Source organism: Amycolatopsis sp. MJM2582 (assembly GCF_000754115.1).
Lineage (GTDB): Bacteria > Actinomycetota > Actinomycetes > Mycobacteriales > Pseudonocardiaceae > Amycolatopsis > Amycolatopsis japonica.
Genome location: NZ_JPLW01000006.1, coordinates 142749 through 167909, shown reverse-complemented (window position 1 = coordinate 167909; position 25161 = coordinate 142749). Strand labels below are relative to the sequence as shown.

The following is a 25161-nucleotide window of genomic DNA, read 5'->3' as shown; positions in this document are numbered from 1 at the left end:
CCACTGTGTAGAAACAAACCGGAGCAGAGATCAGCCCGCTTCGGCCCGAGGACCGAACGAGTAACCCTGTCCGCTACCGGAGGACGAGGACTGCCCCGAGTTCGACGAGGACGCCGAGGCGGGAGCGGCCGAACCGCGGTCGTCGAGCTCACGCAGCTGGGACTCGAGGAACCCGCGCAGCCTCGTGCGGTACTCCCGCTCGATCGTGCGCAGCTCTTCGATCTTCTTGCCCAGCGAGCCCTTCTCCGCGTTCATGTTGTTCATGGTCTCGGTGTACTTGCGCTGAGCCTCGCGCTCCATGGTCGTCGCCTTGTCGCGCGCCTGGCGCTCCAAGGTCTCGGCACGGGTCCGCGCGTCGTTCAGCATCGTCTCGGCACGCGTACGCGCCTCGTTCACCATCGAGTCCGACTTGGACCGCGCGTCCGACAGCAGCTGCTCGGACTTGGTCCGGGCTTCGGCGAGCATGCCGTCCGACTCGGTCTTGGCCTCGGCGGTGAGCCGGTCGGCCATTTCCTGCGCCAGCCCGAGCACCTTCGCGGCCTGGACGTTGGGCTCCCCGTTGTCCGGCACCATCGAGTGGGCCTGGGTCTGCTCCATCGCCGACTGCGGCGGCGGCACCGGCGCCAGGCGGCGCGACGGCTCGTCGCGTACCTGCGGCGGCGGGCCGACGGCGCCGGCCTTGGCGTTTTCGAGCTCACCACGCGTGGTCTCGAGCTCGTTGTCGAGCTGCTCGACCTGCTGCCGCAGCTCGTTGTTGTCCTCGATCAACCGGGCAAGCTCGGTCTCCACCAGGTCGAGGAACGCGTCCACCTCGTCCTCGTTGTAGCCCCTTTTGCCAATGGGCGGCTTGCTGAACGCGACGTTATGCACGTCAGCGGGGGTCAACGACATCAGATCACCTCACGCACTCCATGGCCTGCAGGTCCACCGGGGCTTCCCCGAAAATCACCCTGGCGTTGCCAGCTGCATCGCGAAGAACACAACCAACAGCAGCACCATAATCGATAAGTCCAGTCCGACGCCGCCGATTCGTACGGTCGGGATGATTCGTCTGAACAGACGAACCGGTGGGTCGGTCACTGTGTAGATGGTCTCGAGCGTTACCGCAACCCCTCCGGCAGGACGCCACTCGCGAGCGAAAGCACGCACGAGCTCGACGACGATCCGTGCCGTCAGCAGGAGCCAGAAGGCGAACAGCACGTACCAGACGACCAGCAACACAGCATTCACGTAACCACTCTGCCATGCCTCACGTCAAAAGACGCGGTCGACGGGCCGCGGATGCCGATGAGTCGACAAAATCACATCCGGCTGCGCTCAGCGGTCACCGGGTGATCAGCCGCGCAGGAATAATCCGCCTTCGGCAATCCGCCGACGGTCCTCCGCGGTGACATCCACATCGGGCGGTGAGAGAAGGAACACCTTGTTGGTGACCTTGTCCATCGATCCGCGCAACGCGAAAGCGAGCCCCGCGGCGAAGTCGACGAGACGCTTCGCGTCCGCGTTCTCCATCTCCGTGAGGTTCATGATCACCGGGATGCCCTCCCGGTAGTGCTCCCCGATCGCGCGCGCTTCCGCGTAGCTCGTCGGGTGCAGCGTCGTGATCCGGCTCAACGGGTCACGCACCGCCGGACGCACCGGCTCGGTGACCGGCCGCAGCCGCGCGACCGGCTCCGGCTGACGGTCCATCGCCAGCGCTCCGTGGACGGCCGGCTCCGGACTGGCCACGGAGCGTGACCGAGGCCGGGGCGCGGGCTCGTCGTAAGTGTCAACTTCGTCCCGGTAACGTCCACCCCGTGACCGGGCCGGCGGCTCGTCGTCGTAGTCGTACTCGTCGTCGGCGTAGCCTCGCCGGTACTCATCCTCGACGTCATAGCCGTCTTCGTCCGCGGGCACCATCCCGAAGTAGGCCTTCAGCTTCTGCAGCGCGCTCATGCCTCTCCCTAGCCTTAGCCGCGTCCCGCACGTACTCCCCCGCCCTCGCCGCCACTCCCCGTAACGACGGGACGGTATTCCCTAAGGCGAGGCTAAACCGCGTCCACCGAGCAACGCGGTTCCGACACGCACACAGGTCGACCCGTGCGCGATCGCCTGCTCGAGATCATTGCTCATTCCGGCGGAGATCTCACGGGCATTTGGGTGTTCTTCCCGTAGACGCTCCGACGCTCGGGCGAGTTTCCCGAACGCCTCCGCGGGATCAGTACCCAGCGGCGCGACCGCCATAAGCCCCCGGAGGCGAATATCACCCACATGGGCTATCCGCTCCGCCAAATGGCTCACGTCGCTCAACCGAATGCCCCCGCGCTTCGGATCGTCATCGAGACTTACTTGAATGAGGACGTCCAGCGGGTGCTCGCGTTGCCCGGAATCGAGGGCCGACTTGGTCGCCTTCGCGAGTGCCTCGGCCAGCCGTTCGGAGTCGACGGACTGGACCTCGTCGGCCCACCGCACGACCGATTTGGCCTTGTTCCGCTGCAGGCTGCCGACCATATGCCAGCGGATCCGGGCGTCCGGGCGCAGACCGGCGACCTCTTCGGCCTTCGCGCCCGCTTCCTGATCGCGGTTCTCGGCGAGGTCGAGCGCGCCGAGGTCGGCGAGCAGCGCGGCGTCGAGCGCCGGGAAGGTCTTGGTGACCGCGAGCAGTTTGACCTCGTCGCGGGCCCGGCCGGCGGATTTGCACGCGGCCGCGATCCGCTCTTCCACTTCGGCGAGGGAAGCGGCGAGTTCCCCCTTGCGGGTGTCACTCATGACGCGTCCAGCCAGGTGATCCCGGCGATCCGGCCCGTGGTGCCGTCGCGGCGGAAGCTGAAGAGCGTCTTGTCTTCGTTGGTACAGCGCGGATCCACGCCGATCTTGCCGACGCCGAGGTCGGCCAGCTGCCGCCAGAGACCGGCCCGCAGGTCGAGCCCCGGCGTGCCCTTGCGGGTTTTGCAGGCGCTGCCCGGCACGTGCTTTTCGACGTCGGCGGCCATGTCGGCGGGGACTTCGTAGCAGTCGCCGCAGATCGCGGGACCGAGCAGTGCTTCGGTCCTGGCCGGTTCGGCGCCGACCGAACGCATCGCCTCGACCGCGGCGGGGACGACGCCGACCCTGGCGCCGACGCGGCCCGCGTGGACGGCGGCGACGACACCGGCGTCGGCGTCGGCCAGCAGAAGAGGTACGCAGTCGGCGACGAGCACCACGAGCGCGAGGCCGGGCTCGGCCGTCACGAGCGCGTCGGTCGCTTCGGCGGCGGAGGTCTCCGAGCCGTCCACGATGGTCGCTGTCCGGCCGTGGACCTGCTCCATCCACGCCAGCCTGTCCTCGGCGAGGCCGAGTTCGGTGGCGAGGCGCTTGCGGTTGGCGTAGACGTCGCCCGCGTCGTCGCCGACGTGATCACCGAGGTTGAAGGTGTCGTAAGGCGCGCGGGAAGCCCCGCCCGCCCGTGTCGTGACGACCCGCCGTACCCGCACGCTTTTCCTCCTAGACCTGAGTGAAGGCCCCCTCGACTGTAGTCAAGGAGGCCTTCACGGAACGTACTGGCGAACTACCGGCGCATGAACGGCGGCACGTCGACCTCGTCGTCCGACGGGTCGTCGTGCACCGGGGTCGCGCGGCCGGGCAGGCTGCCGTGGTTCGTGTTCGACCCGATCGGCGAGTAGCCGCGCGAACCGCCGCCGGGCTGCGGGAGCCCGCCGCTCAGCGAACCGTTGCCCTCGTTGCGGGTGGACGGCATCGGCGTGTGCGTGCGCGGCGGCGCGACCGGGTAGCCGTTCGACCCGGTCGACGGCACCGGCGTGGCGCCCGAAGGCGGGCTCTGCACCGGGGTCGCCCCGCCGGCGTTGACCTGGCCGGCCTGCGCGGACGCGGTCGAGTTCGTGCGGGAGCCGAACGCGGGCGGGTCGAGCTTCTTGTGCGTCGGGGTGCCGGCGTCGAAACCGGCCGCGATCACGGTGACCCGCACCTCGTCGCCGAGCGAGTCGTCGATGATCGTCCCGAAGATGATGTTGGCGTCGGGGTGCGCGGACTCCTGCACCAGCGAGGCGGCTTCGTTGATCTCGAACAGGCCGAGGTCCGATCCGCCCGCGATCGACAGCAGCGCGCCGTGCGCCCCGTCCATCGACGCTTCCAGCAGCGGCGAGTTGATCGCCTTCTCCGCGGCCTGGATCGCCCGGCCCTCGCCGCGCGCCGAGCCGATGCCCATCAGCGCGGAACCCGCGCCGGACATGACGCTCTTGACGTCGGCGAAGTCCAGGTTGATCAGACCCGGCGTGGTGATCAGGTCGGTGATGCCCTGGACACCCGAAAGCAGCACCTCGTCCGCCGAACGGAAGGCGTCCATCAGCGAGACGCCGATGTCGCCCAGCTGCAGCAGCCGGTCGTTCGGGATCACGATGAGCGTGTCGCATTCGTTGCGCAGCTGCTGGATGCCCTCTTCGGCCTGCTTGCTGCGCCGCTTGCCCTCGAAGGTGAACGGGCGGGTGACGACGCCGATGGTCAGCGCGCCGAGTTTGCGGGCGATCTGGGCGACGACCGGCGCGCCACCGGTGCCGGTGCCACCGCCCTCGCCCGCGGTCACGAACACCATGTCGGCGCCCTTGATGACCTCTTCGATCTCTTCGCGGTGGTCCTCGGCGGCCTTCTGCCCCACCTCGGGGGCGGCGCCGGCACCGAGGCCGCGGGTCAGTTCCCGGCCGATGTCGAGCTTGACGTCGGCGTCGGACATGAGCAGTGCCTGCGCGTCGGTGTTCACCGCGATGAACTCGACGCCCTTGAGGCCGACCTCGATCATGCGGTTCACGGCGTTCACGCCGCCGCCGCCGATACCGACGACCTTGATCACCGCAAGGTAGTTGTGCGGGGGCGTCATCGGGGCCGCCTTCCTGATCGTGTGTGCCCGTGCTGCCCGCCGGTCGCTGAGCCTGTACCGAACCCTCGAGCTGAAGTTCAGATTGAGAGTTATGTCAACTGCCGACGTTGAAGCAGGACGGTATGCACCAGGCTGGCTCGAATCCAGTAGCCACGCCGTGTGTCGCAAAGGTGTTTTGCCACAACATGTTCGCGGGCGCAAGAGCGAGACCCGGTCGCGGCGGCGAACGGCGGCCTGGTAAAAGCGAAGATCAGGTGGGCATCGACATGACCATGACGACGTCCTTCGACGGCGACCCGGTCGGTGATCCACCGGCCTGTTCGACGCTGAGCGCGAACTTCTCCGCCCCGCCGAGCCCGTCGGCGACCAGCAGTGCACCGTCCTGACCACCGGAAATGAGCCCGGCGGGCTTGGGCGCGGCACCCGGGTACATGAGCCAGGCCTGATAGGTCCGGCCCGGTTCGTTCGCCGGCAGCTGCGCCGCCATGAACACCAGCCGGTCCTTCGCGCGCGACATCATCACGGTGCCACCGCCGCCGGCCGAGGTCTCGGCGTGCCCGGTCCGGAGATCGGCGGCCGAAAGGACGTCGGCGACCGGGGCGTAGCGCTCCGCGTACTGCGCCGCACGCTCCCGCGCGGCCGTCAGCTGCGAGTGGTTGTCGTAGGCGATCCCGCCGAACACGGCGGTGCCCGCGAGCCCGACGACGGCCGCGGCCACCGCGGCGATCGCCCAGCGCGGGGCGCGACGCCGGTCCTTGACGCGCTCGCCCGCGCCGAAGCGCGTCTTCGGCGGCTGCTGCCTGGTCGCCATCGCCTCGGCGAGCACGCGGCGTTTGAGTTCGGGCGGCGGGTCTTCGGCCAGCGCGGCACCGAGCCGGGTCGCCGTCATCTGCAGTTCGAGGACCTCCTGCGCGCACGAGGCGCACTCGGCGAGGTGGCGCTGGAACTGCGCTCGCTCCACTTCGGACAGCGCGTCGACGGCGTACGCGCCGGTGAGCGTGTGCATTTCGGGCATGGTCATGCCGTCACCCCCAAACAGTCCCGGAGCCTGATCAGGCCGTCCCGGAGCCGGGTCTTGATGGTTCCGTGCGGGGTCTGCAGCACCTCTGAGACCTCGCGATAGGTATAGCCCTGGTAGTAGGCGAGCAGGACGGATTCCCGTTGCAGCTCGGTGAGGGTGGTCAGGCAGCGGCGTACCTGCGAACGCTCCCAACGGGCCGCGACGGCCTCCGCCACCTCGTCGAAGGGCCGCGCGCGGGCGGCCTCGAAGGTCGCCTTGACCTCGCGGTCCGAACTGGCGCGTGCCGAGCGGACGCGGTCGACGGCGCGGCGGTGCGCGAGCGTCATGGCCCAGTTCAGCGCGCTCCCCCGCTCCGGGGAGTAGCGCGTGGCCGTGCGCCACAGCTCCACCATGACCTCCTGCGTGACCTCTTCGGACTGCGCGGCGTCACGGAGGATCCGCCGCACGAGGCCGAGGACCGGCCCGGCGAGCTGGTCGTACAAGGCGTCGAAGGCCCGTTCGTCCCCCTTCGCGACCCGGACGAGCAGTTCCTCCGCCGTCGGACCGGCCGGTTCGCCGTCACCGGGGACGGGCGCCATCCGGCGCGGGCGTGCCGATTCATCCATCAAGCCTGCCTCCGGCCGTCTGCGGCGTCCGTGGGGTGATCGGCGCCTTCTTCAACCACAGTTTGACCCCATGCCGCCGGATCAGCGCGGAGACCCGGTGCGGCATGAGCGGACGGGTGATCAGCATGTGCGCCAGCCACTTGGCGGTGACCGGGCGACGCACACCGCGCAACGACGCGATCAACGGTGTCCGGCCGTCCTGATGGAGGGCGATCTTGACCGAAAGCAGCGACTCCGGCCGGGGTACCGCCATCCGGTACTCGCCGTCCATCGACTGGAACGGCGAGACGTAGAACTCCTTGTCCGCGAAGGCGTTCCCGGCCTCGTCGGGGCGAAGGAGGTACGCGTGCCTGCCCCCGTAGGTGTTGTGCACCTCGGCGACGACGCATTCGAGTTCGCCGTCGGGCCGGTGGCACCAGTACAGGGTGATCGGGTTGAAGTTGTGGCCGAGCATCCGCGCGCCAGCCAGCATCAGCACCCGGCCGCCGCGGAGGTCGACGCCGCGCGCCGCGAGCCAGCGGTCCAATTTGGACCGGATGCTGGAGGTGTCCTCGGGCGCGAAGTGGTCTCGCGAGTCGAAGCGGGCGAAGGGGCGAAGGCACCACGGCAGCTTCGGCGGCACATCGAGGTCGACGAACCACAGGTAGATCCGGTGGGCGAACGAGATCGGCGGCTCGACGCGCCGGACATGCGCCACCGTGGAGTCGTAGAGCACGGCCATGACGGTCACCATCGCACCCCGAAGTTCTCGGCCGCGCGGACACCGGACGCGCAGCCGTCCTCGTGGAATCCCCAGCCGTGGTACGCGCCAGCGAAGGCTACCGTGCCGTCGTTCAGTTCGGGCAGACGGCGCTGGGCGGCCACGGATTCCGGCGTGTAGACGGGATGTTCATAGGTCATCTTGGCCAGCACCGAGCCGTCGGCCGGGCCGGTGCCCGGGTTGAGCGTGACGACGTAGCCGGTCGGCTCGTCGAGCCGCATCAGTCGGTTCATGTCGTAGGACACCTGGACCGCGCCGTGATGGGCACCGCAGAACGGCGTCGCGTAGTTCCAGCCCGCCCGCGCCGATTCCGCCGTCGGGAGCACGCCGGTGTCGGTGTGCAGCCACGCCTCGTTGCTGGAGTACCGGAACGCCCCGAGGACGTCGCGCTCCGCCGCGGTCGGCGACGCGAGCAGCTTCAGCGCCTGGTCCGCGTGCGTGGCCAGGACGACCTTGTCGAGCCGGTGCCGCGTGTCGGCGTCGTCGCGGACCTCGATCCCCCGAGCGGTGCGCTTGACCGAGCGGACCGGAGTCGACAGATGCACCGCGGTCAGCTGTTTGGCGGCCCGCTCGACGTACTCGCGGGAGCCGCCGACGACGGTGCGCCACTTCGGGGACCCGCCGACCGACAGCATCCCGTGGTTGCGGAGGAACTCGAACAGGTAGCGCGCGGGGTACTTGAGCGTGTCGGTCCGGTCGGCGGACCAGACGGTCGAAACGACCGGGAGCATGAAGTGGTCGACGAAGTACTTCGTGTACCCGCCGATCGCGAGGAAGGCGCCGAGGGTGACGTCTCCGGCCTCGGGCGCTTCGAGGACGCGCCTCGCGTGCCGGTGGAAGCGCTTGACGTCGGCGAGCATCCGCAGGTAGCGGCCCCGTGCGACGTTGCGCGGCTGCGCGAACAGGCCTTTCAGGCCCTTCGCGCCGGCGTACTGGAGCCCGCAGCCGTCGCAGCGGATGCTCATCGACATCTCGGTGTCGCGGGTGGCGACGCCCAGTTCGGCGAACAGGCGGAGCAGGTTCGGGTAGGTACGCTCGTTGTGCACGATGAACCCGGAATCGACGCCGACGGTGCCGCCGTGCGCGCTCGGGACGTCGTGGGTGTGCGCGTGCCCGCCCAGCCTGTCCTCGGCTTCGAACAGCAGTACCTCGTAGCGGCGTTGCAGCAGATAGGCGGCCGTGAGGCCGGCCACGCCGCTGCCGATGACTCCGATGCGTTGACCCTTGGTGTGCACGTGAAGCATTCGGAGCCGGATCGGGCGAGGATTGGATCTCGTGAACCGGCTCGGCATCCGACCCATCCCTTTCCGGTCCGGGAGCGAATGACGACTATGCCGAACAGTCCTGTGTCCCGCCTAGCCCCGTTCGTCGAGCGGCTCCTCGGTGGTGCCCTTCCGGTCGGTTTGCGTACCTGGGATGGCGTACGCGCCGGTCCGCCGGATGCCCCGACCGTGGTACTCCACAACCGCCGGGCCCTGCGCCGTCTCCTCTACGCCCCCGGCGAATTGGGCCTGGCCAGGGCGTACGTCTCGGGTGATCTCGACGTCGAGGGCGATCTCGCCGACGGATTCCGCCGGATCTGGGCGCTGACCCGTTCGGGCGCCGTGCGTGGCGCGAAGCTCGGCCCGCGCGACTGGGCCGAGGCCTTGCGTCTCGCCGTGGGCCTCGGTGTCGCCGGGCCGCCGCCCAAGCCGCCCGCCGAGGAGGCCCGGCTGTCCGGGAAGCTGCACACCCTGCTCCGCGACAAGTCGGCGATCGCGCACCACTACGACCTCAGCAACGCCTTCTACCAGCTGTTGATGGACGAATCGATGGCCTACTCGTCGGCGTACTGGACGTCCGAGGACGAGGGGTACGACCTCGAACAGGCGCAGTGGGACAAGCTCGAACTGATCTGCCGCAAGCTCGGCCTGCGCCCGGGGATGCGGCTGCTCGACGTCGGCTGCGGCTGGGGCTCGCTCCTGGTGCACGCGGCGAAACATCACGGCGTGACCGCCGTCGGGATCACGCTGTCGGCGGAGCAGCTGCAGCACGTCCGCGGCCGCCTCGTCCAGCACGATCTGGAGGATCGCGTCGAGGTCCGGCGGCAGGACTACCGCGAACTGCGTGACGAGCCCTTCGACGCCGTCGCCTCCATCGAGATGGGTGAGCACGTCGGCGAGGAGAACTACCCGGAGTACACCCGGACGCTGTACCGGATGCTCAAGCCCACCGGACGGCTGGTCCTGCAGCAGATGTCGCGCGGCGCGGTGGCGCCCGGCGGCGGCGCGTTCATCGAACGCTACATCGCCCCCGACATGACGATGCGGCCGCTGAGCCGCACGCTCGGGCATCTGGAGACCGCCGGATTCGAGATCCGCGACGTCCACGCGCTGCGAGAGCACTACGTGCGCACGGTCCGGGCCTGGGAGAAGACGCTCGAAAGCAACTGGGACGACGTCGTCGCGCTGATCGGTGAATCCGGCGCCCGGGTGTGGCGGCTGTACCTGGTCGGCGGGGCGCTCGCGTTCGAGGAGAACCGGATGGGCGTGGACCAGATCCTCGCGGTCCGTTCGTCGGCAGAGGGCTTGAGCGCGCTGCCCGCCACCCGGGAGTGGTCCTGATGCCTCTCGGCGGGACCCTCGCGGTCACGGCGGGCGCGACGCTGCTGGCCTTCGTCATCACCTTCGGCATCGCGCGATGGCGGAAGCGGTACGACACCGTCGACACGCTGTGGGGCCCCGGCTTCGCGCTCGTCGCGCTGGTGGCGGCCCCGCTCGGGGACGGGTCGGTCGCGCTGCGCGTGGTCACCGCGCTGCTGACCGCGGTCTGGGGCGTACGCCTCGGCGTCCACCTCCACCTGCGCAACCACAACTTGCCCGAAGACCCGCGCTATGTGCGGATGGCCGAGAGCGCCGGCCCGAATCCGGCGCTCAAGCTGTTCGTCCGCGTGTACCTGGTGCAGGCCGTGGTGCTCTGGTTCGTCTCGCTGCCGGTCCAGTTCGCGATGTACGGCGACACCTTCGGGGTGACGGCGTGGCTGGGCGTCGCGGTGTGGCTGGTGGGCTTCGGGTTCGAGACGGTCGGCGACGAGCAGTTGCGCCGGTTCAAGGCCGACCCGGGCAACAAGGGGAAGGTGCTCGACAGCGGGCTGTGGCGCTACACCCGGCATCCCAACTACTTCGGGGACGCGTGCGTGTGGTGGGGCCTGTACCTGCTGGCGTGTTCGAGCTGGGTGGGGGCGGCGACCGTGCTGTCGCCGATCGCGATGACGTACACGCTGGCCAAGGGGACCGGAAAACCTTTGCTGGAGAAGGGTTTGCGGCGTTCGCGGCCGGGATACGCGACGTACGTCGAGCGGACCAGCGGGTTCTTCCCGCTGCCCCCTCGCCGCGTCACTCCCCGGTGAGACCGTCCGTCAGCTCGCGCAACAGGTCGAGGTGGCCGGCGTGCCTGCCGGTCTCCTCGATCATGTGCGCGACCACGAACCGGACGTTGACCTTGCGGTCGCCACGGAAAGGGACCTCGTCGTCCAGCCCCATCGCTTCGACGATCTTGCGGCTGCGCTCGCACTCGGCCTCGTAGGCGGCGATCAGCTGCTCGATCGGGGTCTGCATGGCGACCCGGAACTCGGCGTCCGGATCGGCCTCCAGCGCCTCCTTCCAGACGTCCTCCTGCCCGCCGAGCACCACGTTGAACCAGTACTGCTCGACGAGGGTCAGATGCCCGAGCAGACCGGCGACGGTGGTCAGTTCGCTGGGGACGAGCGGTCGCCGGGCCTGCTCGTCGGTGAGGCCGGAGCATTTCCACACGACGGTGGCGCGGAGGAAGTCGAGGAAGCCGTTCAGCTGGGTGCGCTCGTCGCCGGTGAGCGGCGGTTCGGGGCGCTTCGGTTCGTCGGTCATGGTCGTGCAGTCTGCCGGTTTCCTCGGATGATCCGCTAACGAGTTACCCGGGGAGGCACTGTCCACCATCTGTCGCAGAGCCGTGGTCCATGTCCGAACGTGATCCCATCGTTCGAGTGAACCCCACGGTAGTTAGCGCCCAGGAAACATGACGACCACCCGCCCGTCATGTCAGGCTGGTGCAGTTGTGCCCATCGCCCGCCGGTTCCCGGAGAAAGGTCACTGATGTCAGGCCTGCAGCTGAGCGCACTCGATGTCGCTTTCCTTTGCCTGGAAAGCGAAACGACGCCCATGCACATGGGGGCGGTGGTCACCTTCCGTCCGCACGGGCAGGTGCACGCGCGCGAGCTGACCACGCTGCTCGCCGAGCGGGCGGCGCGGCTCCCCAAGCTGCGTCAGCGTCCCCGCACCGCGCTGTTCCCGCCCGGCGCCGCGATCTGGGCCGAAGACCCGGATTTCGTTGCCAGTGAACATATTTCACATCACCACCTGAGCTCCCTGTACGAACCGGACCCGCTCTCCGCCTACGCGTCACGATGGATGGGACGGCCGCTCGACACCGGAAAACCGTTGTGGGACTTGCATCTCGTCACCGGCCTGCCGGACGGCGAGTTCGCGTTGCTGCTGAAACTGCACCACGCGCTGACCGACGGTGCGGGCGCGTACGCCGTCGCCGTCGGCCTGCTCGACGATCTGCCGCGTGCGCCGAGGCGTCCGCACAGCGGGTCCGTGCCGCCCCCGCCACGGTCCCCTGTGGACGCGGTCAAGGAAGCGGTCGGCTCGACGCTGGCCCAGGCCGGGATCGCGTCGTCGGTGGTGCGCGCGACGCGTTCGCCGCTGTCCCCGATCAGCGCGCCGCCGTCGACCGAACGACGGCTCGGCCTCGTCCGGCTGGACACGGCCGAGATCCGCCGGATCCGCCGGACCCACGGCGGGACCGCGAACGACGTCGTGCTGGCGATCCTCAGCGGCGCGCTGCGCGAATGGATGATCAACCGCGGCCAGCGCGCCGACGACCGGACGCTGCGGGCGCTCATCCCGGTAAGCGTGCGCGGGCGGTCCGCCGAGCAGCTCGGCGGGAACAAGCTGTCCGGGTACCTCTGCGAGCTGCCGGTCGGCCTCGACGATCCGGTCGAGCGGCTGCTGGCCGTCCAGCGCGAGATGAGCCGGAACAAGGCCGCGGGCCCGGCGCGGGGCGCGGGCGCCTTCCCGCTGCTCGCCGACCGGATGCCGCCGATGCTGCACCGGCTCGGTTCGAAGGCAGCCGGGCTGGCCGCGCCGCTGCTGTTCGACCTCGTGGTGACCACGGTGCCGGTGCCGCCCAACCGGCTCACCCTGGACGGGACGAAGGTTTCGGGCGTGTACCCGTTCGTGCCGCTGGCGCCGCGGCAGGCGCTCGGGATCGCGGTGGCGACCTATCGCGACTCGGTCCACATCGGACTGCAGGCGAACGGGGCGGCGGTCTCGGACGTGGGCTCGCTGCGGGACGGCGTGCTCAAGTCCGCTTCGCGCCTGCTGGACACCGCCTAGCTGTAGCGCCAAGTGTCATGAAAGGGCCGTTCAGGACATTTTTTGTCCTGAACGGCCCTTTCATGACATCCAGGGCAGGTCAGCCGCGCAGCATCTCCGCGACCAGGAACGCCAGCTCCAGCGACTGCTGCGTGTTCAGCCGCGGGTCGCACGCGGTCTCGTACCGGCCCGAAAGGTCCAGATCCGAGATCTCCTGCGCGCCGCCGAGGCATTCGGTGACGTCCTCGCCGGTCAGCTCGACGTGGATGCCGCCGGGGTAGGTGCCGAGTTTGCGGTGCACCTCGAAGAAGCCCTGCACCTCGTCCACGATCCGGTCGAAGTGCCGGGTCTTGTAGCCGGTCGAAGCCTCGTGCGTGTTGCCGTGCATCGGGTCGCACTGCCAGATGACCTTGTGCCCGGACGCCTCGACCTTCTCGACGATCGCGGGCAGCACCTCGCGCACCTTGCCGTTGCCCATCCGGGCGATCAGCGTCAGGCGGCCGGGCTCGTTGCGCGGGTCGAGCCTCCGGACGTACTCGACGGCCTGCTCGGGCGTGGTCGTCGGGCCGATCTTGAGACCGATCGGGTTGGCCAGCAGTTCGGCGAAGGCGATGTGCGCGCCGTCGAGCTGCCGCGTCCGCTCGCCCACCCACAGGAAGTGCGAGGACAGGTTGTACAGCTTGGGGTTCGCCGCGTCCGCGCGGTCCATCCGCAGCATGGAGCGCTCGTAGTCCAGCAGCAGCGCCTCGTGGCTGGCGAAGATCTCGGTGGACTGGAGCGAGGTGTCGGTGACGCCGCAGGCCGACATGAACCGCAGGCCGCGGTCGATTTCCGAGGCCAGCGCCTCGTAGCGCTCGCTGGCGGGCGAGGACTTCACGAAGTCCTTGTTCCAGTCGTGCACCTGGTGCAGATCCGCCATACCGGCGCCGGTGAGCGCGCGGACGAGGTTCATCGCGGCGCCCGCGTTCGCGTAGGCGCGGATCATCCGGCCGGGGTCGGGCACCCGCAGTTCGGGCTTGGCGACGAGGGAGTTGATGATGTCGCCGCGGTACACCGGCAGGCCGAGCGCGTCGGTGGACGCCGAACGCGGCTTCGCGTACTGGCCGGCGATCCGGCCGACCTTCACCACCGGCAGGCTCGCGCCGTAGGTGAGGACGACGGCCATCTGCAGCAGGGTGCGCAGGTTGGCGCGGATATGCGGCTCGGTGTTCGACTCGAACGTCTCCGCGCAGTCGCCGCCCTGCAGCAGGAACGCCTCACCGCGGGCGACCATGGCGAGCCGGTCCGAAAGCCGGTCGATCTCGGCGGGGACGGTGATCGGCGGCACGCTCTCCAGCACGCCGCGTACGCGCTTCGTCAGCTCGGCGTCCGGCCACTCGGGCTGCTGCGCGGCGGGCCGGGAAAGCGCGTCGTCGAGCCGGTCACGCAGCTCGGGCGGCAGGGGTGGCAGTTCGGGGAGCGTGTCGACGGGAACGTCCACTGTCCAGTTCACGGGCACCAGGATATGCCGCGCCGAAAGCCGCCCGCCCACCGGGACGAAAGTCCCAGAAAGTGGACGGGCGGCGGAGGAGATCAGGCGGCCTGGGCCTTGTTGTAGAGGTTCTGCGCGTCGGTGCCGAAGTACGGACCGAACATGTAGCCGGGCAGGAAGTTGTAGCCGAAGCTGTTCACCGAGGCCTGGATACCCGCACCGGTCGCCTCGCTGAAGTTGAGGAACCACGGGCCGCCGCTCGAACCACCGGTCATGTTGCAGTTCATCCCGTGGTCCTTGGTGAGCAGGAAGTCGGTGAACGTGCTCCCGCTGCAGTAGATCAGCTTCGTGCCGTCGTACGGCGCCGCCGCCGGATACCCGAACGTGTACATCGACTGGTTGCGCGCCTGGTTGAACGCGATCCCCTGCGCGCCGACGACGTCGGTCAGCTTCTGCCCGTTGAGCGGGTTCACCACGGCCGCGCCGATGTCGTAGTTCATGTCCTCGCTCGCTTCCCACTGCGGAGTGGTCAGCGTGGTCTTCGCGGCCCAGGTGCCGTAGGGCGTGTTGCCGTTGTTGTAGCCGGGAGCGAAGGTCCAGTTGGTGTGCCAGGCGCCCTGGTACTTCACACAGTGCCCGGCGGTGATCACGACACTGCCGTTGGTGCTGGTGACCGCGTCACCGGAGCACGACGCGTTCCGCCCGCCCATGGTGAAGAACACCCGGCCCGCGGTCTGCACGACCTTGCCCGCGCCGGTCCACGCGCCTCCGCCGTTGGGGATGCTCTGGATGATCGTGCTCGTGCCCTTCGCGACGTCCTTCGGCGTGAAGGCGGGCGCCTGGACCAGCTGTTCGATCGGCACCGCCGACCGCATCCGCTCCGGGGTCCAGTAGGCCGCGACCGCCTGTGCGTCGATCGCCGTCTGATGCTGGACCGGCCCGGCGTGGGCGGGATTCGCGACGGCCGTCAGCGCCGTCACCGCCAGCCCCACGAGCGCCGCCAGTATCCCCGTCCGGGAAGCCGTCCTCTTCATGGCGTACCACCTTTCGCCACCGGTGAATTGCCGTATGACTTGCACGACATTTCGAAAGTATTTGTCCTGCTACCGGGCGTACAAGCGGCCGTTCGGCCGCATCCGGGGTGGCGTATGGGCCGTTCGGTCTAGCGGCAATGCGCGTCGGCGGCCGGGAGGACGCCGTCCCGCAGGTACCGGACCACGAAGTCGTTGCCGCAGACGTTCTCCTTGGTGAAGACGCCATGCCCACCGGCGTCCACGGTGACGAACTTCGCCCGTCCGCCCAACGCCGAACGCAGCTCCCGCGCACCGGACAGCGGCGTCGCCGGGTCACGGAGGTTCTGCACCAGCAGGATGTTCGACGGCCCGCGGTCGTGGATCCGCACGGGCGGTTCGCGGCGCTCGACCGGCCAGAACGCGCAGGGCGTGATGTTCGCGGCCGCGGGGCCGAACATCGGATGCGTCACGCGGGCCCGTTCGACCGCTTTTTGGTAGTAGCGAACGCTTTCCGGCCAGTCGGAGTCGTTGCAGAGCACCTGCAGCTGGAGCGCGGCGTGATTGTCGCCGTCGAGCGGCCCGCCTTGTGCCTTCGCCGCCGGAGCGGCCCATCGCTCGGCGAGGCCGGGGAAGTTCGCGTCGTCGTACAGCGCTCCCCAGGTGTCGGTGCGGACTCCTGGGCGCTTTTCGGCCAGCTCGAAGAACTTCGCCGTCACCTCGGCCGGTGTCCGCCCGAGGTGGTAGACGTCGTCTCGCGCCGCCGCCCAAGCCGCGAAGTCGCCGAAGCGATCGTCGAAGCCGTCCGCGAAACGCTGATGTGCCTGGACATCCAGCCCGTTGGGGCCGACCAGGCTGTCCAGCACGATCCGATCCGTGCGCGCGGGGAACATCGACGCATACGCCGCGCCGAGATAGCTCCCGTACGAAACGCCGTAGTACGAGATCTTCCGCTCCCCCAACGCCGCGCGGATCCGGTCCAGGTCGCGCGCGGTGTTGGCGGTGGTCATGTGTGGAAGGAGATCCGCGGTCTTCGACTCGGCGCATTGCTTCGCCACCGCACGCGACTTCACCGCCTTCTCGGCGACGTCACGTGGACCCTCCGCGTACGGGCCGACGAGGATGAACCGCTGTTCCTCGCTCAGGTCACAGGTCACCGGCGTGCTGTAGACCGTCCCACGGGGGTCGAACCCGATGACGTCGTAGCTGTCGAGCAGGCCGGACTGTCCCTGTCGCTGCGCGAGTTGCGCGGGCATCGCCAGGCCTGGGCTCCCCGGGCCGCCTGGGTTCATGAGCAGCACGCCGCGCCGCTTCGGCGATTTGCTCGCCTTACGGGAGACGGTGAGTTCGATGGTCCGGCCGCCGGGATCGGCGTAGTCCAGCGGCACCTGGAGTTTCGCGCATTCGAGGCCCTCGGTCGGTGAGGGGGTCATGCCGTAGTCCGGGCAGGGAGACGTCCACCGTAGCGCCGGAGCCGCATCGGCGGTCGCCGGGACGGCTACCGCCAGTGGCAGGAAAGCCAGTATCGCCAACGTTTTTCTCATGCGGAAAGCGTGGCGTGACCGGCCGCCCTACCGCGTCGGCCCGGAGGTTGATCCCCGCCCTCCACCTTGGGCAGGAAGGAACGCGCCGACCACGCTGTCGGCGCGCACCGGGCTCAGACCACCGCGAGCGGCAACGCCGTCGGGTGCACCGGAGCGGGCAGGTCCGAAGCGCCGGTGAGATACGCGTCGACGGCGCTCGCCACCGAACGTCCCTCGGCGATCGCCCACACCACCAGCGAGGCACCGCGGTGCGCGTCGCCGCAGACGAACACGCCGGGCGCGGAGGTCTGCCAGTCCGCGCCGCACGAGAGCGTGCCGCGCTGGGTCAGCGAAAGGCCGAGCCCGTCCAGCAGCGGCATGTGCTCGACACCCTCGAACCCGATCGCGAGCAACACGAGGTCGGCGGGCAGTTCCTCGACCTCGTCGTTGACCGGGGTCACCATGCGCTTGCCGGTCTCGGGGTCCTTGACCACGCGGACCTGACGGAGCTCCACGGCGCGCACGTTGCCCTCGTCGTCACCGATGAACCGGGTGACCGCGACGGCGAACTTGCGCTCGCCCGCCTCCTCGTGCGCCGGGTAGGTGCGCAGGATGTACGGCCAGGTCGGCCACGGCGAGCGTTCGTCGTCCCTTGTGGACGGTGGCGTCGGGTACTGGTCCAGCTGGGTCACCGAAAGCGCGCCCTGCCGGGTCGCGGTGCCGTAGGAGTCGGCCCCGGTGTCGCCGCCGCCGATGATGACGACGTGCTTGCCCGCCGCGTCGATCGGCGACGGGCCGTCGCCCTCGACGTACTTGTTGGCCGGGACCAGATGTTCCATCGCCAGGTGGATCCCGGCGAGCTCACGGCCGGGTGTGGTCTTGTCGTCGCGGCCGCGCAGCGCGCCCACGGCGAGGACCACCGCGTCGTACTCCGCCCGCAGTTCCTCGACGGTCAGGTCGACGCCGACCTCGCAGCCGGTGACGAACTTCGTGCCCTCCTTGCGGAGCTGCGCGAGCCGCCGGTCGAGGACCTTCTTCTCCATCTTGAACTCGGGGATGCCGTACCGCAGCAGGCCGCCGAGCCGGTCGTCCCGTTCGAAGACGGTCACCTCGTGGCCGGCGCGGGTCAGCTGCTGCGCGGCGGCGAGCCCGGCCGGGCCGGAGCCGACGACCGCGACCCGCTGCCCCGACGAAACCGCCGAGACCTGCGGCTGCACGTAGCCCGCTTCCCAGGACTGGTCGGCGATCGTCTGCTCGACCCGCTTGATCGACACCGGACCGCCGGACAGCGGCGAGATCGACAGCACGCAGCCCGCCTCGCACGGCGCGGGGCACAGCTTCCCGGTGAACTCGGGGAAGTTGTTGGTCGCGTGCAGCCGGTCGCTCGCCGCGGCCCAGTCGCCGCGGCGCACCAGGTCGTTCCACTCCGGGATCAGGTTGCCCAGCGGGCAGCCGGAACCACCGGAATGACAGAACGGGATGCCGCAGTCCATGCATCGCGATGCCTGCTTGCGCACCTGTTCGTTGCGCTCGCCGGGTTCCACGTCGGCGTAGACCTCTCCCCAGGTGGCGAGACGGTCCTCTTTGGACTTCTTCTTCGGCTCTTCACGTTCGTACTTCAGGAAACCCGTCGGATCAGCCACGAGCGGCCTCCATGATCGCTTCGTCGACGTCGCGGCCGGCGGCACGCGCCGCCTTCGCCGCGTCAAGGACACGCTGGTAGTCGCGGGGCATCACCTTGGTGAACGCCGCCGAGCGACGCGGCCAGTCGCCGAGCAGCGACGCGGCCACGGCCGAACGTGTGAGGTCGTAGTGCTTCTGCACGGTCTTCTTGAGCCAGGCGAGGTCCTCGGACGACGGCGTCTGAAGGTTCACCATCTCCTCGTTGACCTTGCTTCGATCGAGGTCGAGCACGTAGGCCTCGCCGCCGGACATCCCCGCCGCGAGGTTGCGCCCGGTCGGGCCGAGCACCACGGCCTGTCCGCCGGTCATGTACTCGAAGGCGTGGTCGCCGACGCCCTCGGCGACGACCACCGCGCCGGAGTTCCGCACGCAGAACCGTTCGCCGACCTGGCCGCGCAGGAACATCTCGCCACCGGTGGCGCCGTAGGCCAGCGTGTTCCCGGCGATGGTCTGGCCCTCCGCGGCGAATTTCGCGTCCGGATGCGGGCGCACGATGATCCGCCCGCCCGAAAGGCCCTTGCCGACGTAGTCGTTCGCGTCGCCGACCATGTCGAGGGTGATGCCGCGCGGCAGGAACGCCCCGAGCGACTGCCCGGCGGAACCGGTCAGCAGCACGTGGATCGTGTCCTCGGGCAGCCCCTCGCCGCCGTAGCGACGGGTGATCTCGGAACCGAGCAGCGTGCCGACGGTCCGGTTCACGTTCCGCACCGGCAGTTCCAGCCGCACCGGATGCGCGTCCTCCAGCGCCGCCTCGGCGAGCTGGATCAGCGTCCGGTCGAGCGCGTGCTCCAGGCCGTGGTCCTGCGCCCGCGTGCGCCGCTTCGCCCCGCCGTACGGGGTCTCGGCGGGCATCTCGAAGATCGGCGCGAGGTCGAGACCGGAGGCCTTCCAGTGCTCGATCGCCTCGTCGGTGTTCAGCATCTCGGCGTGCCCGATGGCTTCGTCGAGGGTGCGGAAACCGAGTGCCGCCAACGTTTCCCGGACCTCTTCGGCGACGAACCGGAAGTAGTTCACGACGTGGTCGGCCTGACCGGTGTACCGCTTGCGCAGATCCGGGCTCTGGGTCGCGACGCCCACCGGGCAGGTGTCGAGGTGGCAGACGCGCATCATGACGCAGCCTTCGACGATGAGCGGCGCCGTCGCGAAGCCGTACTCCTCCGCGCCGAGCAGCGCGGCGATGACGACGTCCTTGCCGGTTTTCATCGCGCCGTCGACCTGCACGGTGATCCGGTCGCGCAAACCGTTGAGCAGCAACGTCTGCTGGGTCTCGGCGAGACCGATCTCCCACGGCGTGCCCGCGTGCTTGAGCGAGTTCATCGGGGAGGCGCCGGTGCCGCCGTCGTGGCCGGAGATCAGCACGACGTCGGCGTGTGCCTTGGACACCCCGGCAGCGACCGTGCCGACGCCGAGCGAGGACACCAGCTTCACGTGGATGCGGGCGTTCTCGTTGGCGTTCTTGAGGTCGTGGATCAGCTGGGCGAGATCCTCGATCGAGTAGATGTCGTGGTGCGGCGGCGGCGAGATGAGCCCGACGCCCGGCGTCGAGTGCCGCGTGCGCGCGATCCACGGGTACACCTTGTTGGGCGGCAGTTGCCCGCCCTCGCCCGGCTTCGCGCCCTGCGCCATCTTGATCTGGATGTCGTCGGCGTTGACGAGGTATTCGCTCGTGACACCGAACCGGCCGCTCGCGACCTGCTTGATCGCGCTGCGGCGCGCCGGGTCGTAGAGCCGCTCGGGGTCTTCTCCGCCCTCACCGGTGTTGGACCGGCCGCCGATGCGGTTCATCGCGATGGCGAGCGTTTCGTGCGCCTCGGCCGAAATCGAACCGTAGGACATCGCGCCGGTGTTGAAGCGCTTGAAGATCGCCTCGACGGGCTCGACCTCGTCCAGCGGGACGGGCTCGCGAGCGCCCTCGCGGAAGGAGAACAGCCCGCGCAACGCGCCGCCCTGGCGGTACAGGCGGTGCACCTCGTCGGAGTACTTCCTGTACACCTCTTCCCGGCCGGTCTTCGTCGCGTGCTGCAGCAGGAAGACGGTCTCGGGGGTGAACAGGTGCAGCTCGCCCTCGCGGCGGTACGCGTACTCGCCGCCGGTCTCGAGTCCACGGTGGACACGATCGGTCGGGTTGTCCGGGTATGCGCGACGATGCCGCGTGGCGACCTCTTCGGCGAGCACGGTCAGCCCGACCCCGCCGAGCTTCGACGAAGTCCCGGTGAAGTACTCGTCGAGCAGATCCTGGGCCAGGCCGAAGGATTCGAAGACCTGCGCCGCGGTGTACGCGCCGACGGTCGAGATGCCCATCTTCGACATGATCTTCAGGACGCCCTTCACGAGCGCCTTGACGTAGTTGCGGACCGCCGTGGCGGGCTCGATGCCGGTGACGGCACCGGTCGAGATCATGTCCTCGATGGTCTCGAAGGCCAGGTACGGGTTCACCGCCGCGGCACCGTAACCGAGCAGCAGCGCGATGTGGTGGACCTCGCGGGCGTCACCGGTCTCGACGACCAGCGCGACGCGGAGCCGCTCCTTGGTGCGCACCAGATGGTGGTGCACCGCGGACACCAGCAGCAGCGACGGGATCGGCGCCATGCGGTGGTCGGAGTCGCGATCGGACAGCACGAGCGTGCGCGCGCCCGCCGCGATCGCCTCGGAGGCCTCGCGCCGGACCCGCTCGATCGCGGACGCCAGCGCCTCGGCACCACCGTCCACTTCGTACAGTCCGGAAAGGACACTGCACGCGAAGCCGGGAAGGTCGCCGTCGTCGTTGATGTGGATCAGCTTGGCGAGTTCGTCGTTGTCGATAACCGGATACGGCAGCTGCACGTGGCGGCAGGAGGCCGGGCCGGGGGCGAGCAGGTTGCGCTCGGGACCCATGATCCGGCTCATCGAGGTGACGAGTTCTTCGCGGATCGCGTCCAGCGGCGGGTTGGTGACCTGCGCGAAGTTCTGCTTGAAGTAGTCGTAGAGCAGCCGCGAACGCTGTGACAGCACGGCGGGCGGGGTGTCGGAGCCCATCGAACCGATCGGCTCGGCCGCCTTGACCGCCATCGGCGCGAGGAGGATCTTCAGCTCTTCTTCGGTGTAGCCGAAGGAAAGCTGGCGCCGCAGCACGGAATCGTGGCTCTGCACGATGTGGTCGCGATCCGGCAGGTCGGCGATCTGCAGGAGCCCGGCGTGCAGCCAGCCCTCGTACGGGAGTTCCTTGGCCAGCGCCGACTTGACCTCTTCGTCGTCGACGATCCGGCCCGCCTCGGTGTCCACCAGGAACATGCGGCCGGGCTTGAGGCGGCCCTTGGCCACGACGTCCGCGGGGGCGACGTCGAGGACGCCCGCCTCACTGGCGAGCACGACCCGGTCGTCCGCGGTGCGCCACCATCGGGCGGGCCGCAGGCCGTTGCGGTCCAGCACCGCGCCGACGAGCGTGCCGTCGGTGAACGTGACACACGCCGGGCCGTCCCACGGCTCCATGAGGCTGGCGTGGAACTGGTAGAACGCACGACGCTGTGCGTCCATCCCGGTGTGGTTCTCCCACGCTTCGGGGATCATCATCAGCACCGCGTGCGGCAGCGACCGCCCGCCGAGGTGCAGCAGCTCCAGTACCTCGTCGAAGGAGGCGGAGTCCGACGCGTCGGGCGAGCAGATCGGGTACAGGCGGGTGAGGTCGCCGGGGATGAGGTCCGATTCGAGCAGCGCCTCACGGGCGCGCATGCGGTTGCGGTTGCCCCGGATGGTGTTGATCTCGCCGTTGTGCGCGACGAACCGGAACGGATGCGCCAGCGGCCACGACGGGAAGGTGTTGGTGGAGAACCGGGAGTGCACGAGCGCGATGGCGCTGGTGAGCCGGGTGTCGGTCAGGTCGGCGAAGAAGAGCGGGAGCTGCTCGGGGGTCAGCATTCCCTTGTAGACGATGGTCCGCGAGGACAGCGACGGGAAGTAGGTGCCGCAGCCCGCGGTCACGCTCTCGTTCTCGACGCGCTTGCGGAGACAGAAGGCCAGCCGGTCCAGTTCGAGGCCGGCGGGACATCGCCCGTCGGCCTCGGCGCCCGCGACGAACAGCATCGCGAAATGCGGCATGACCGAACGCGCCGTCGGGCCGATGTCGGCGCGGTCGGCGTCGACCGGTACCTCACGCCAGCCGAGGACGTCGAGGCCCTCTTCCGTGGCGATCCGCTCGATCAGGGCGATGGCCTTGTTCCGCTCCTCGACGTCCGAGGGCAGGAAACCGATCCCGGTCGCGTAGGTCTGGTGACCGTCGGCGTCCGCCGGGGGCAGGGGGAAGTCGACTTCCGCCCGCAGCAGCTCGTCCGGCAGCTGCAGCAGGATGCCCGCGCCGTCGCCACTGGTCGGCTCCGCTCCGGCGGCCCCGCGGTGGTCGAGGTTCGTCAGCGCGGACAGGCCGTCGGTGACGATGCCGTGCGAGCGCCGCCCGCGGACGTCGGCCACCATGGCCACACCGCAGGAGTCCTGTTCGGATTCGGGATCGTAGAGACCCTGTTTGCCTGGAATGGCGGAGAAGATCATGAAGGGACCTCCTTCGTCGTCTGTGCTCAGCGACCGGGCGGGGCCGGCCGGGGGATGCGCACGGGACGACGATGGCCCGTTCGTTAGCGAGACTTTAACACCTGTGAAACACGTCGGCATCAGTTCGGCGGGCGCGAAAGCCCGCCGATGGGTAACGATCTGGACGCCCGGAACGACACAGTTCCTGATGAGGTCACAGTAGTTCGTTCCGCTAAGTATATGTCCTGTTCCGGGATGTCACGAGAAGCGGTGAGGCGACCCTAGTCACTCCCGGCGCCCGGCGCGAGCCCGGGACGCCGGAAATAGAACGTGTTACAGTTCCGACCATGATCCTGGACCGTTTCCGGCTCACCGACCAGGTCGCCGTGGTCACCGGCGCCGGACGCGGGATCGGCGCGGCGACCGCCGTGGCGCTCGCCGAGGCCGGTGCCGACGTGGTGATCTCCTCCCGCACCGAAACCCAGCTCGACGACGTAGCGGCCCTGATCGCCGCCACCGGACGGCGCGCCCACGTGGTGCCCGCCGATCTGAGCGACCCGGCCGCCGCCGGCGAGCTGGCGCGTATCGCGACGGCGGAGTTCGGGCGGCTGGACCTGGTGGTCAACAACGTCGGCGGCACGTATCCCCGGCCGCTGCTGGAAACCACCCCGGACTTCCTCGAAGAAGCCTTTCGCTTCAACGTCTCCACCGCGCACGCGCTGACCGTCGCGGCGGCACCGTCCTTACTGGAGTCGGGCGGCTCGGTCGTCAACATCTCGTCGGTGATGGGCCGCGTGACCGGGCGCGGTTTCGCCGCGTACGGGACGGCGAAGGCCGCGCTGGCGCACTACACCCGGCTCGCCGCGGCCGACCTCGCGCCGAAGGTGCGCGTGAACGCGATCTCGGTCGGCTCGGTGGCGACCTCCGCGCTCGAAGTGGTGGTGGGCAACGACGAACTGCGCGGCCGGATGGAGGCCGCCACTCCCCTGCGCCGGATCGGCGAGGCCGAGGACATCGCGGCCACCGTCGTGTTCCTCGCGTCGGGCGCGGGCCGGTACGTCACCGGCAAGATCATCGAAGTCGACGGTGGACTGCAGGCCCCGAACCTGGAGCTGGGCCTGCCCGATCTGTAGGAGGCGAACGCGTGCGCGTGGTCCAGTGGAGTACCGGGAACGTCGGCCGCCACGCGCTGGCCGGGATAGCCGCGCGGCCAGATCTCGAACTCGCCGGGGTCTGGGTGTCGAGCGAGGCCAAGGCAGGGGTGGACGCCGGGGAGCTGGCCGGGCTCGGGCGCCCGCTCGGTGTCGCGGCCACCACCGACGCGGACGCGCTCATCGCGCTGAAGCCGGACTGCGTGCTCTACACGGCGATGGCCGACGACAGGCTCGTGGAGGCCGTCGAAGACCTGAAACGCTTTCTGCGCGCGGGGATCAACGTGGTGTCCAGCAGCCCGGTGTTCCTCCAGTACCCCGAAGGTGTCGTGCCGCCGGAGATGATCGAGCCGATCCGCGAGGCGGCCCGCGAAGGCGGCGCTTCGCTGTGGGTCAACGGTGTCGACCCCGGCTTCGCCAACGACTGGCTGCCGCTGGTGCTCACCGGCGTGTGCGAGCGGATCGACGAGGTGCGCTGCCTGGAGATCCTCGATTATTCGACGTACGACAACGGCAAGGTGCTGTTCGACATCATGGGCTTCGGCCGCGAGATGGACGACCTGCCGCTGTTGCTGCAGCCCGGCGTGCTGTCGCTGGCCTGGGGCAGCGTCGTGCGGCAGCTCGCGACCGGTCTGGACGTCGAACTCGACGGCGTCGAGGAGGTCTACGAGCGGCTCCCGGCGCCTGAGACGTTCGAGATCGCCTCGGGAACCATCAAGGAGGGCACAGCGGCGGCGCTGCGGTTCGAGGTGCGCGGAATGCGCGGAGGACGGGCGGTGTGCGTGCTGGAGCACATCACGCGGCTGCGGGGCGACCTCGGGCCGGACTGGCCGCAGCCCACCGGGCAGGGCTGCTACCGCGTCCAGGTGACCGGTGAGCCTCGGTATGAACTGGACCTGCGGCTGGTCGGGACCGATGGCGACCACAACACCGCCGGGCTGAAGGCGACCGCGATGCGGCTGGTGAACGCGATCCCGGCGGTGGTCGCGGCTCCGCCGGGACTGCTGACGGCGCTGGACCTGCCTTTGGTGACGGGACGGGGCCTGGTTTCCCCCTGATACCCGGCGCTTTCACGTGACTGTCTGGACGACACGCGTGATGGGACGGACGACACGCGTGATGGGACGGACGACACGGGCCGCGGCCAGGTCCACTCGCGTGCCGTCCACCTGATCACGCGTGTCGTCCGTCTGGA

General features: G+C 69.4%; 21 protein-coding genes. 5 read left to right on the top strand and 16 right to left on the bottom strand.

Annotation, left to right across the window (positions count from 1 at the left end; all coding sequences use genetic code 11):
• Positions 1-30: 30 nt before the first annotated feature.
• The 10 genes from ED92_RS32035 to ED92_RS31990 form a co-directional block, all read right to left on the bottom strand.
• Positions 31-891: a DivIVA domain-containing protein gene (locus ED92_RS32035; RefSeq protein WP_037344910.1), complete on the bottom strand. Its 861-nt coding sequence runs from the start codon at positions 889-891 to the stop codon at positions 31-33.
• Between the two features lie 54 nt (positions 892-945).
• Positions 946-1221 carry a YggT family protein gene (locus tag ED92_RS32030; RefSeq protein WP_005155180.1) on the bottom strand — a complete coding sequence of 92 codons (276 nt, stop codon included), beginning with the start codon at positions 1219-1221 and terminating at the stop codon, positions 946-948.
• Between the two features lie 114 nt (positions 1222-1335).
• Positions 1336-1935 carry a cell division protein SepF gene (locus ED92_RS32025; protein ID WP_037344908.1) on the bottom strand — a complete coding sequence of 200 codons (600 nt, stop codon included), beginning with the start codon at positions 1933-1935 and terminating at the stop codon, positions 1336-1338.
• Between the two features lie 81 nt (positions 1936-2016).
• Complete coding sequence (locus ED92_RS32020; protein WP_037344907.1) at positions 2017-2748, bottom strand: YggS family pyridoxal phosphate-dependent enzyme; 732 nt, start codon at positions 2746-2748, stop codon at positions 2017-2019.
• Positions 2745-3452 carry a peptidoglycan editing factor PgeF gene (gene pgeF / locus ED92_RS32015; RefSeq protein ID WP_037344906.1) on the bottom strand — a complete coding sequence of 236 codons (708 nt, stop codon included), beginning with the start codon at positions 3450-3452 and terminating at the stop codon, positions 2745-2747. Before pgeF ends, ED92_RS32020 begins: the two co-directional genes overlap by 4 nt.
• A 74-nt stretch (positions 3453-3526) precedes the next feature.
• Positions 3527-4849, bottom strand: a complete 1323-nt coding sequence (ftsZ, locus tag ED92_RS32010) for a cell division protein FtsZ (RefSeq protein ID WP_037344905.1) — start codon at positions 4847-4849, stop codon at positions 3527-3529.
• A 250-nt stretch (positions 4850-5099) separates the two neighbouring features.
• On the bottom strand, positions 5100-5870 hold the full coding sequence (locus tag ED92_RS32005; protein ID WP_037344904.1) for an anti-sigma factor domain-containing protein: 771 nt from the start codon (positions 5868-5870) through the stop codon (positions 5100-5102).
• Complete coding sequence (sigK, locus tag ED92_RS32000; RefSeq protein ID WP_037344903.1) at positions 5867-6475, bottom strand: ECF RNA polymerase sigma factor SigK; 609 nt, start codon at positions 6473-6475, stop codon at positions 5867-5869. The genes ED92_RS32005 and sigK overlap by 4 nt, the downstream gene beginning before the upstream one ends.
• Positions 6468-7208: a DUF1365 domain-containing protein gene (locus ED92_RS31995; protein ID WP_037344902.1), complete on the bottom strand. Its 741-nt coding sequence runs from the start codon at positions 7206-7208 to the stop codon at positions 6468-6470. The genes sigK and ED92_RS31995 overlap by 8 nt, the downstream gene beginning before the upstream one ends.
• Positions 7202-8479 carry an NAD(P)/FAD-dependent oxidoreductase gene (locus ED92_RS31990; protein ID WP_037344900.1) on the bottom strand — a complete coding sequence of 426 codons (1278 nt, stop codon included), beginning with the start codon at positions 8477-8479 and terminating at the stop codon, positions 7202-7204. Before ED92_RS31990 ends, ED92_RS31995 begins: the two co-directional genes overlap by 7 nt.
• A gap of 87 nt (positions 8480-8566) precedes the next feature.
• On the opposite strand from ED92_RS31990, the gene ED92_RS31985 reads away from it, so the two are divergent.
• A complete protein-coding gene (locus tag ED92_RS31985; protein WP_037344899.1) occupies positions 8567-9838 on the top strand; it encodes a cyclopropane-fatty-acyl-phospholipid synthase family protein in 1272 nt (423 codons plus the stop codon).
• The gene (locus ED92_RS31980; protein WP_037345702.1) at positions 9838-10623 is read left to right on the top strand and encodes a DUF1295 domain-containing protein; all 786 of its coding nucleotides are present in this window, start codon (positions 9838-9840) and stop codon (positions 10621-10623) included. Before ED92_RS31985 ends, ED92_RS31980 begins: the two co-directional genes overlap by 1 nt.
• On the opposite strand, the gene ED92_RS31975 is transcribed toward ED92_RS31980, so the two are convergent.
• Complete coding sequence (locus tag ED92_RS31975; RefSeq protein ID WP_037344897.1) at positions 10610-11119, bottom strand: DinB family protein; 510 nt, start codon at positions 11117-11119, stop codon at positions 10610-10612. The genes ED92_RS31980 and ED92_RS31975 overlap by 14 nt on opposite strands.
• Before the next feature lie 225 nt (positions 11120-11344).
• Between ED92_RS31975 and ED92_RS31970 the strand changes: the two genes are divergently transcribed.
• A complete protein-coding gene (locus ED92_RS31970) occupies positions 11345-12649 on the top strand; it encodes a wax ester/triacylglycerol synthase family O-acyltransferase (RefSeq protein WP_200882766.1) in 1305 nt (434 codons plus the stop codon).
• Positions 12650-12728: 79 nt separating this feature from the next.
• Here the strand turns inward: ED92_RS31970 and ED92_RS31965 are convergent, their stop codons facing one another.
• From ED92_RS31965 to gltB, 5 genes are all read right to left on the bottom strand, one after another.
• Entirely contained in the window at positions 12729-14120 is a 1392-nt protein-coding gene (locus tag ED92_RS31965; RefSeq protein WP_037345701.1) for a class II 3-deoxy-7-phosphoheptulonate synthase, read from the bottom strand.
• An 80-nt stretch (positions 14121-14200) separates the two neighbouring features.
• Positions 14201-15133: a serine protease gene (locus ED92_RS31960; RefSeq protein ID WP_037344894.1), complete on the bottom strand. Its 933-nt coding sequence runs from the start codon at positions 15131-15133 to the stop codon at positions 14201-14203.
• Between the two features lie 128 nt (positions 15134-15261).
• Positions 15262-16653, bottom strand: coding sequence for an alpha/beta hydrolase (locus tag ED92_RS31955; RefSeq protein WP_037344893.1), 1392 nt, complete (start codon positions 16651-16653; stop codon positions 15262-15264).
• A 113-nt stretch (positions 16654-16766) separates the two neighbouring features.
• On the bottom strand, positions 16767-18275 hold the full coding sequence (locus ED92_RS31950; protein WP_037344890.1) for a glutamate synthase subunit beta: 1509 nt from the start codon (positions 18273-18275) through the stop codon (positions 16767-16769).
• Positions 18268-22836, bottom strand: a complete 4569-nt coding sequence (gltB, locus tag ED92_RS31945; protein WP_037344888.1) for a glutamate synthase large subunit — start codon at positions 22834-22836, stop codon at positions 18268-18270. The genes ED92_RS31950 and gltB overlap by 8 nt, the downstream gene beginning before the upstream one ends.
• A 326-nt stretch (positions 22837-23162) precedes the next feature.
• Here gltB and ED92_RS31940 point away from each other — a divergent pair, with 326 nt between their 5' ends.
• Both ED92_RS31940 and ED92_RS31935 read left to right on the top strand, forming a co-directional pair.
• On the top strand, positions 23163-23948 hold the full coding sequence (locus ED92_RS31940) for an SDR family oxidoreductase (RefSeq protein WP_037344887.1): 786 nt from the start codon (positions 23163-23165) through the stop codon (positions 23946-23948).
• Between the two features lie 11 nt (positions 23949-23959).
• On the top strand, positions 23960-25024 hold the full coding sequence (locus ED92_RS31935) for a diacylglycerol kinase (RefSeq protein WP_037344885.1): 1065 nt from the start codon (positions 23960-23962) through the stop codon (positions 25022-25024).
• The last annotated feature ends 137 nt before the right edge of the window (positions 25025-25161 follow it).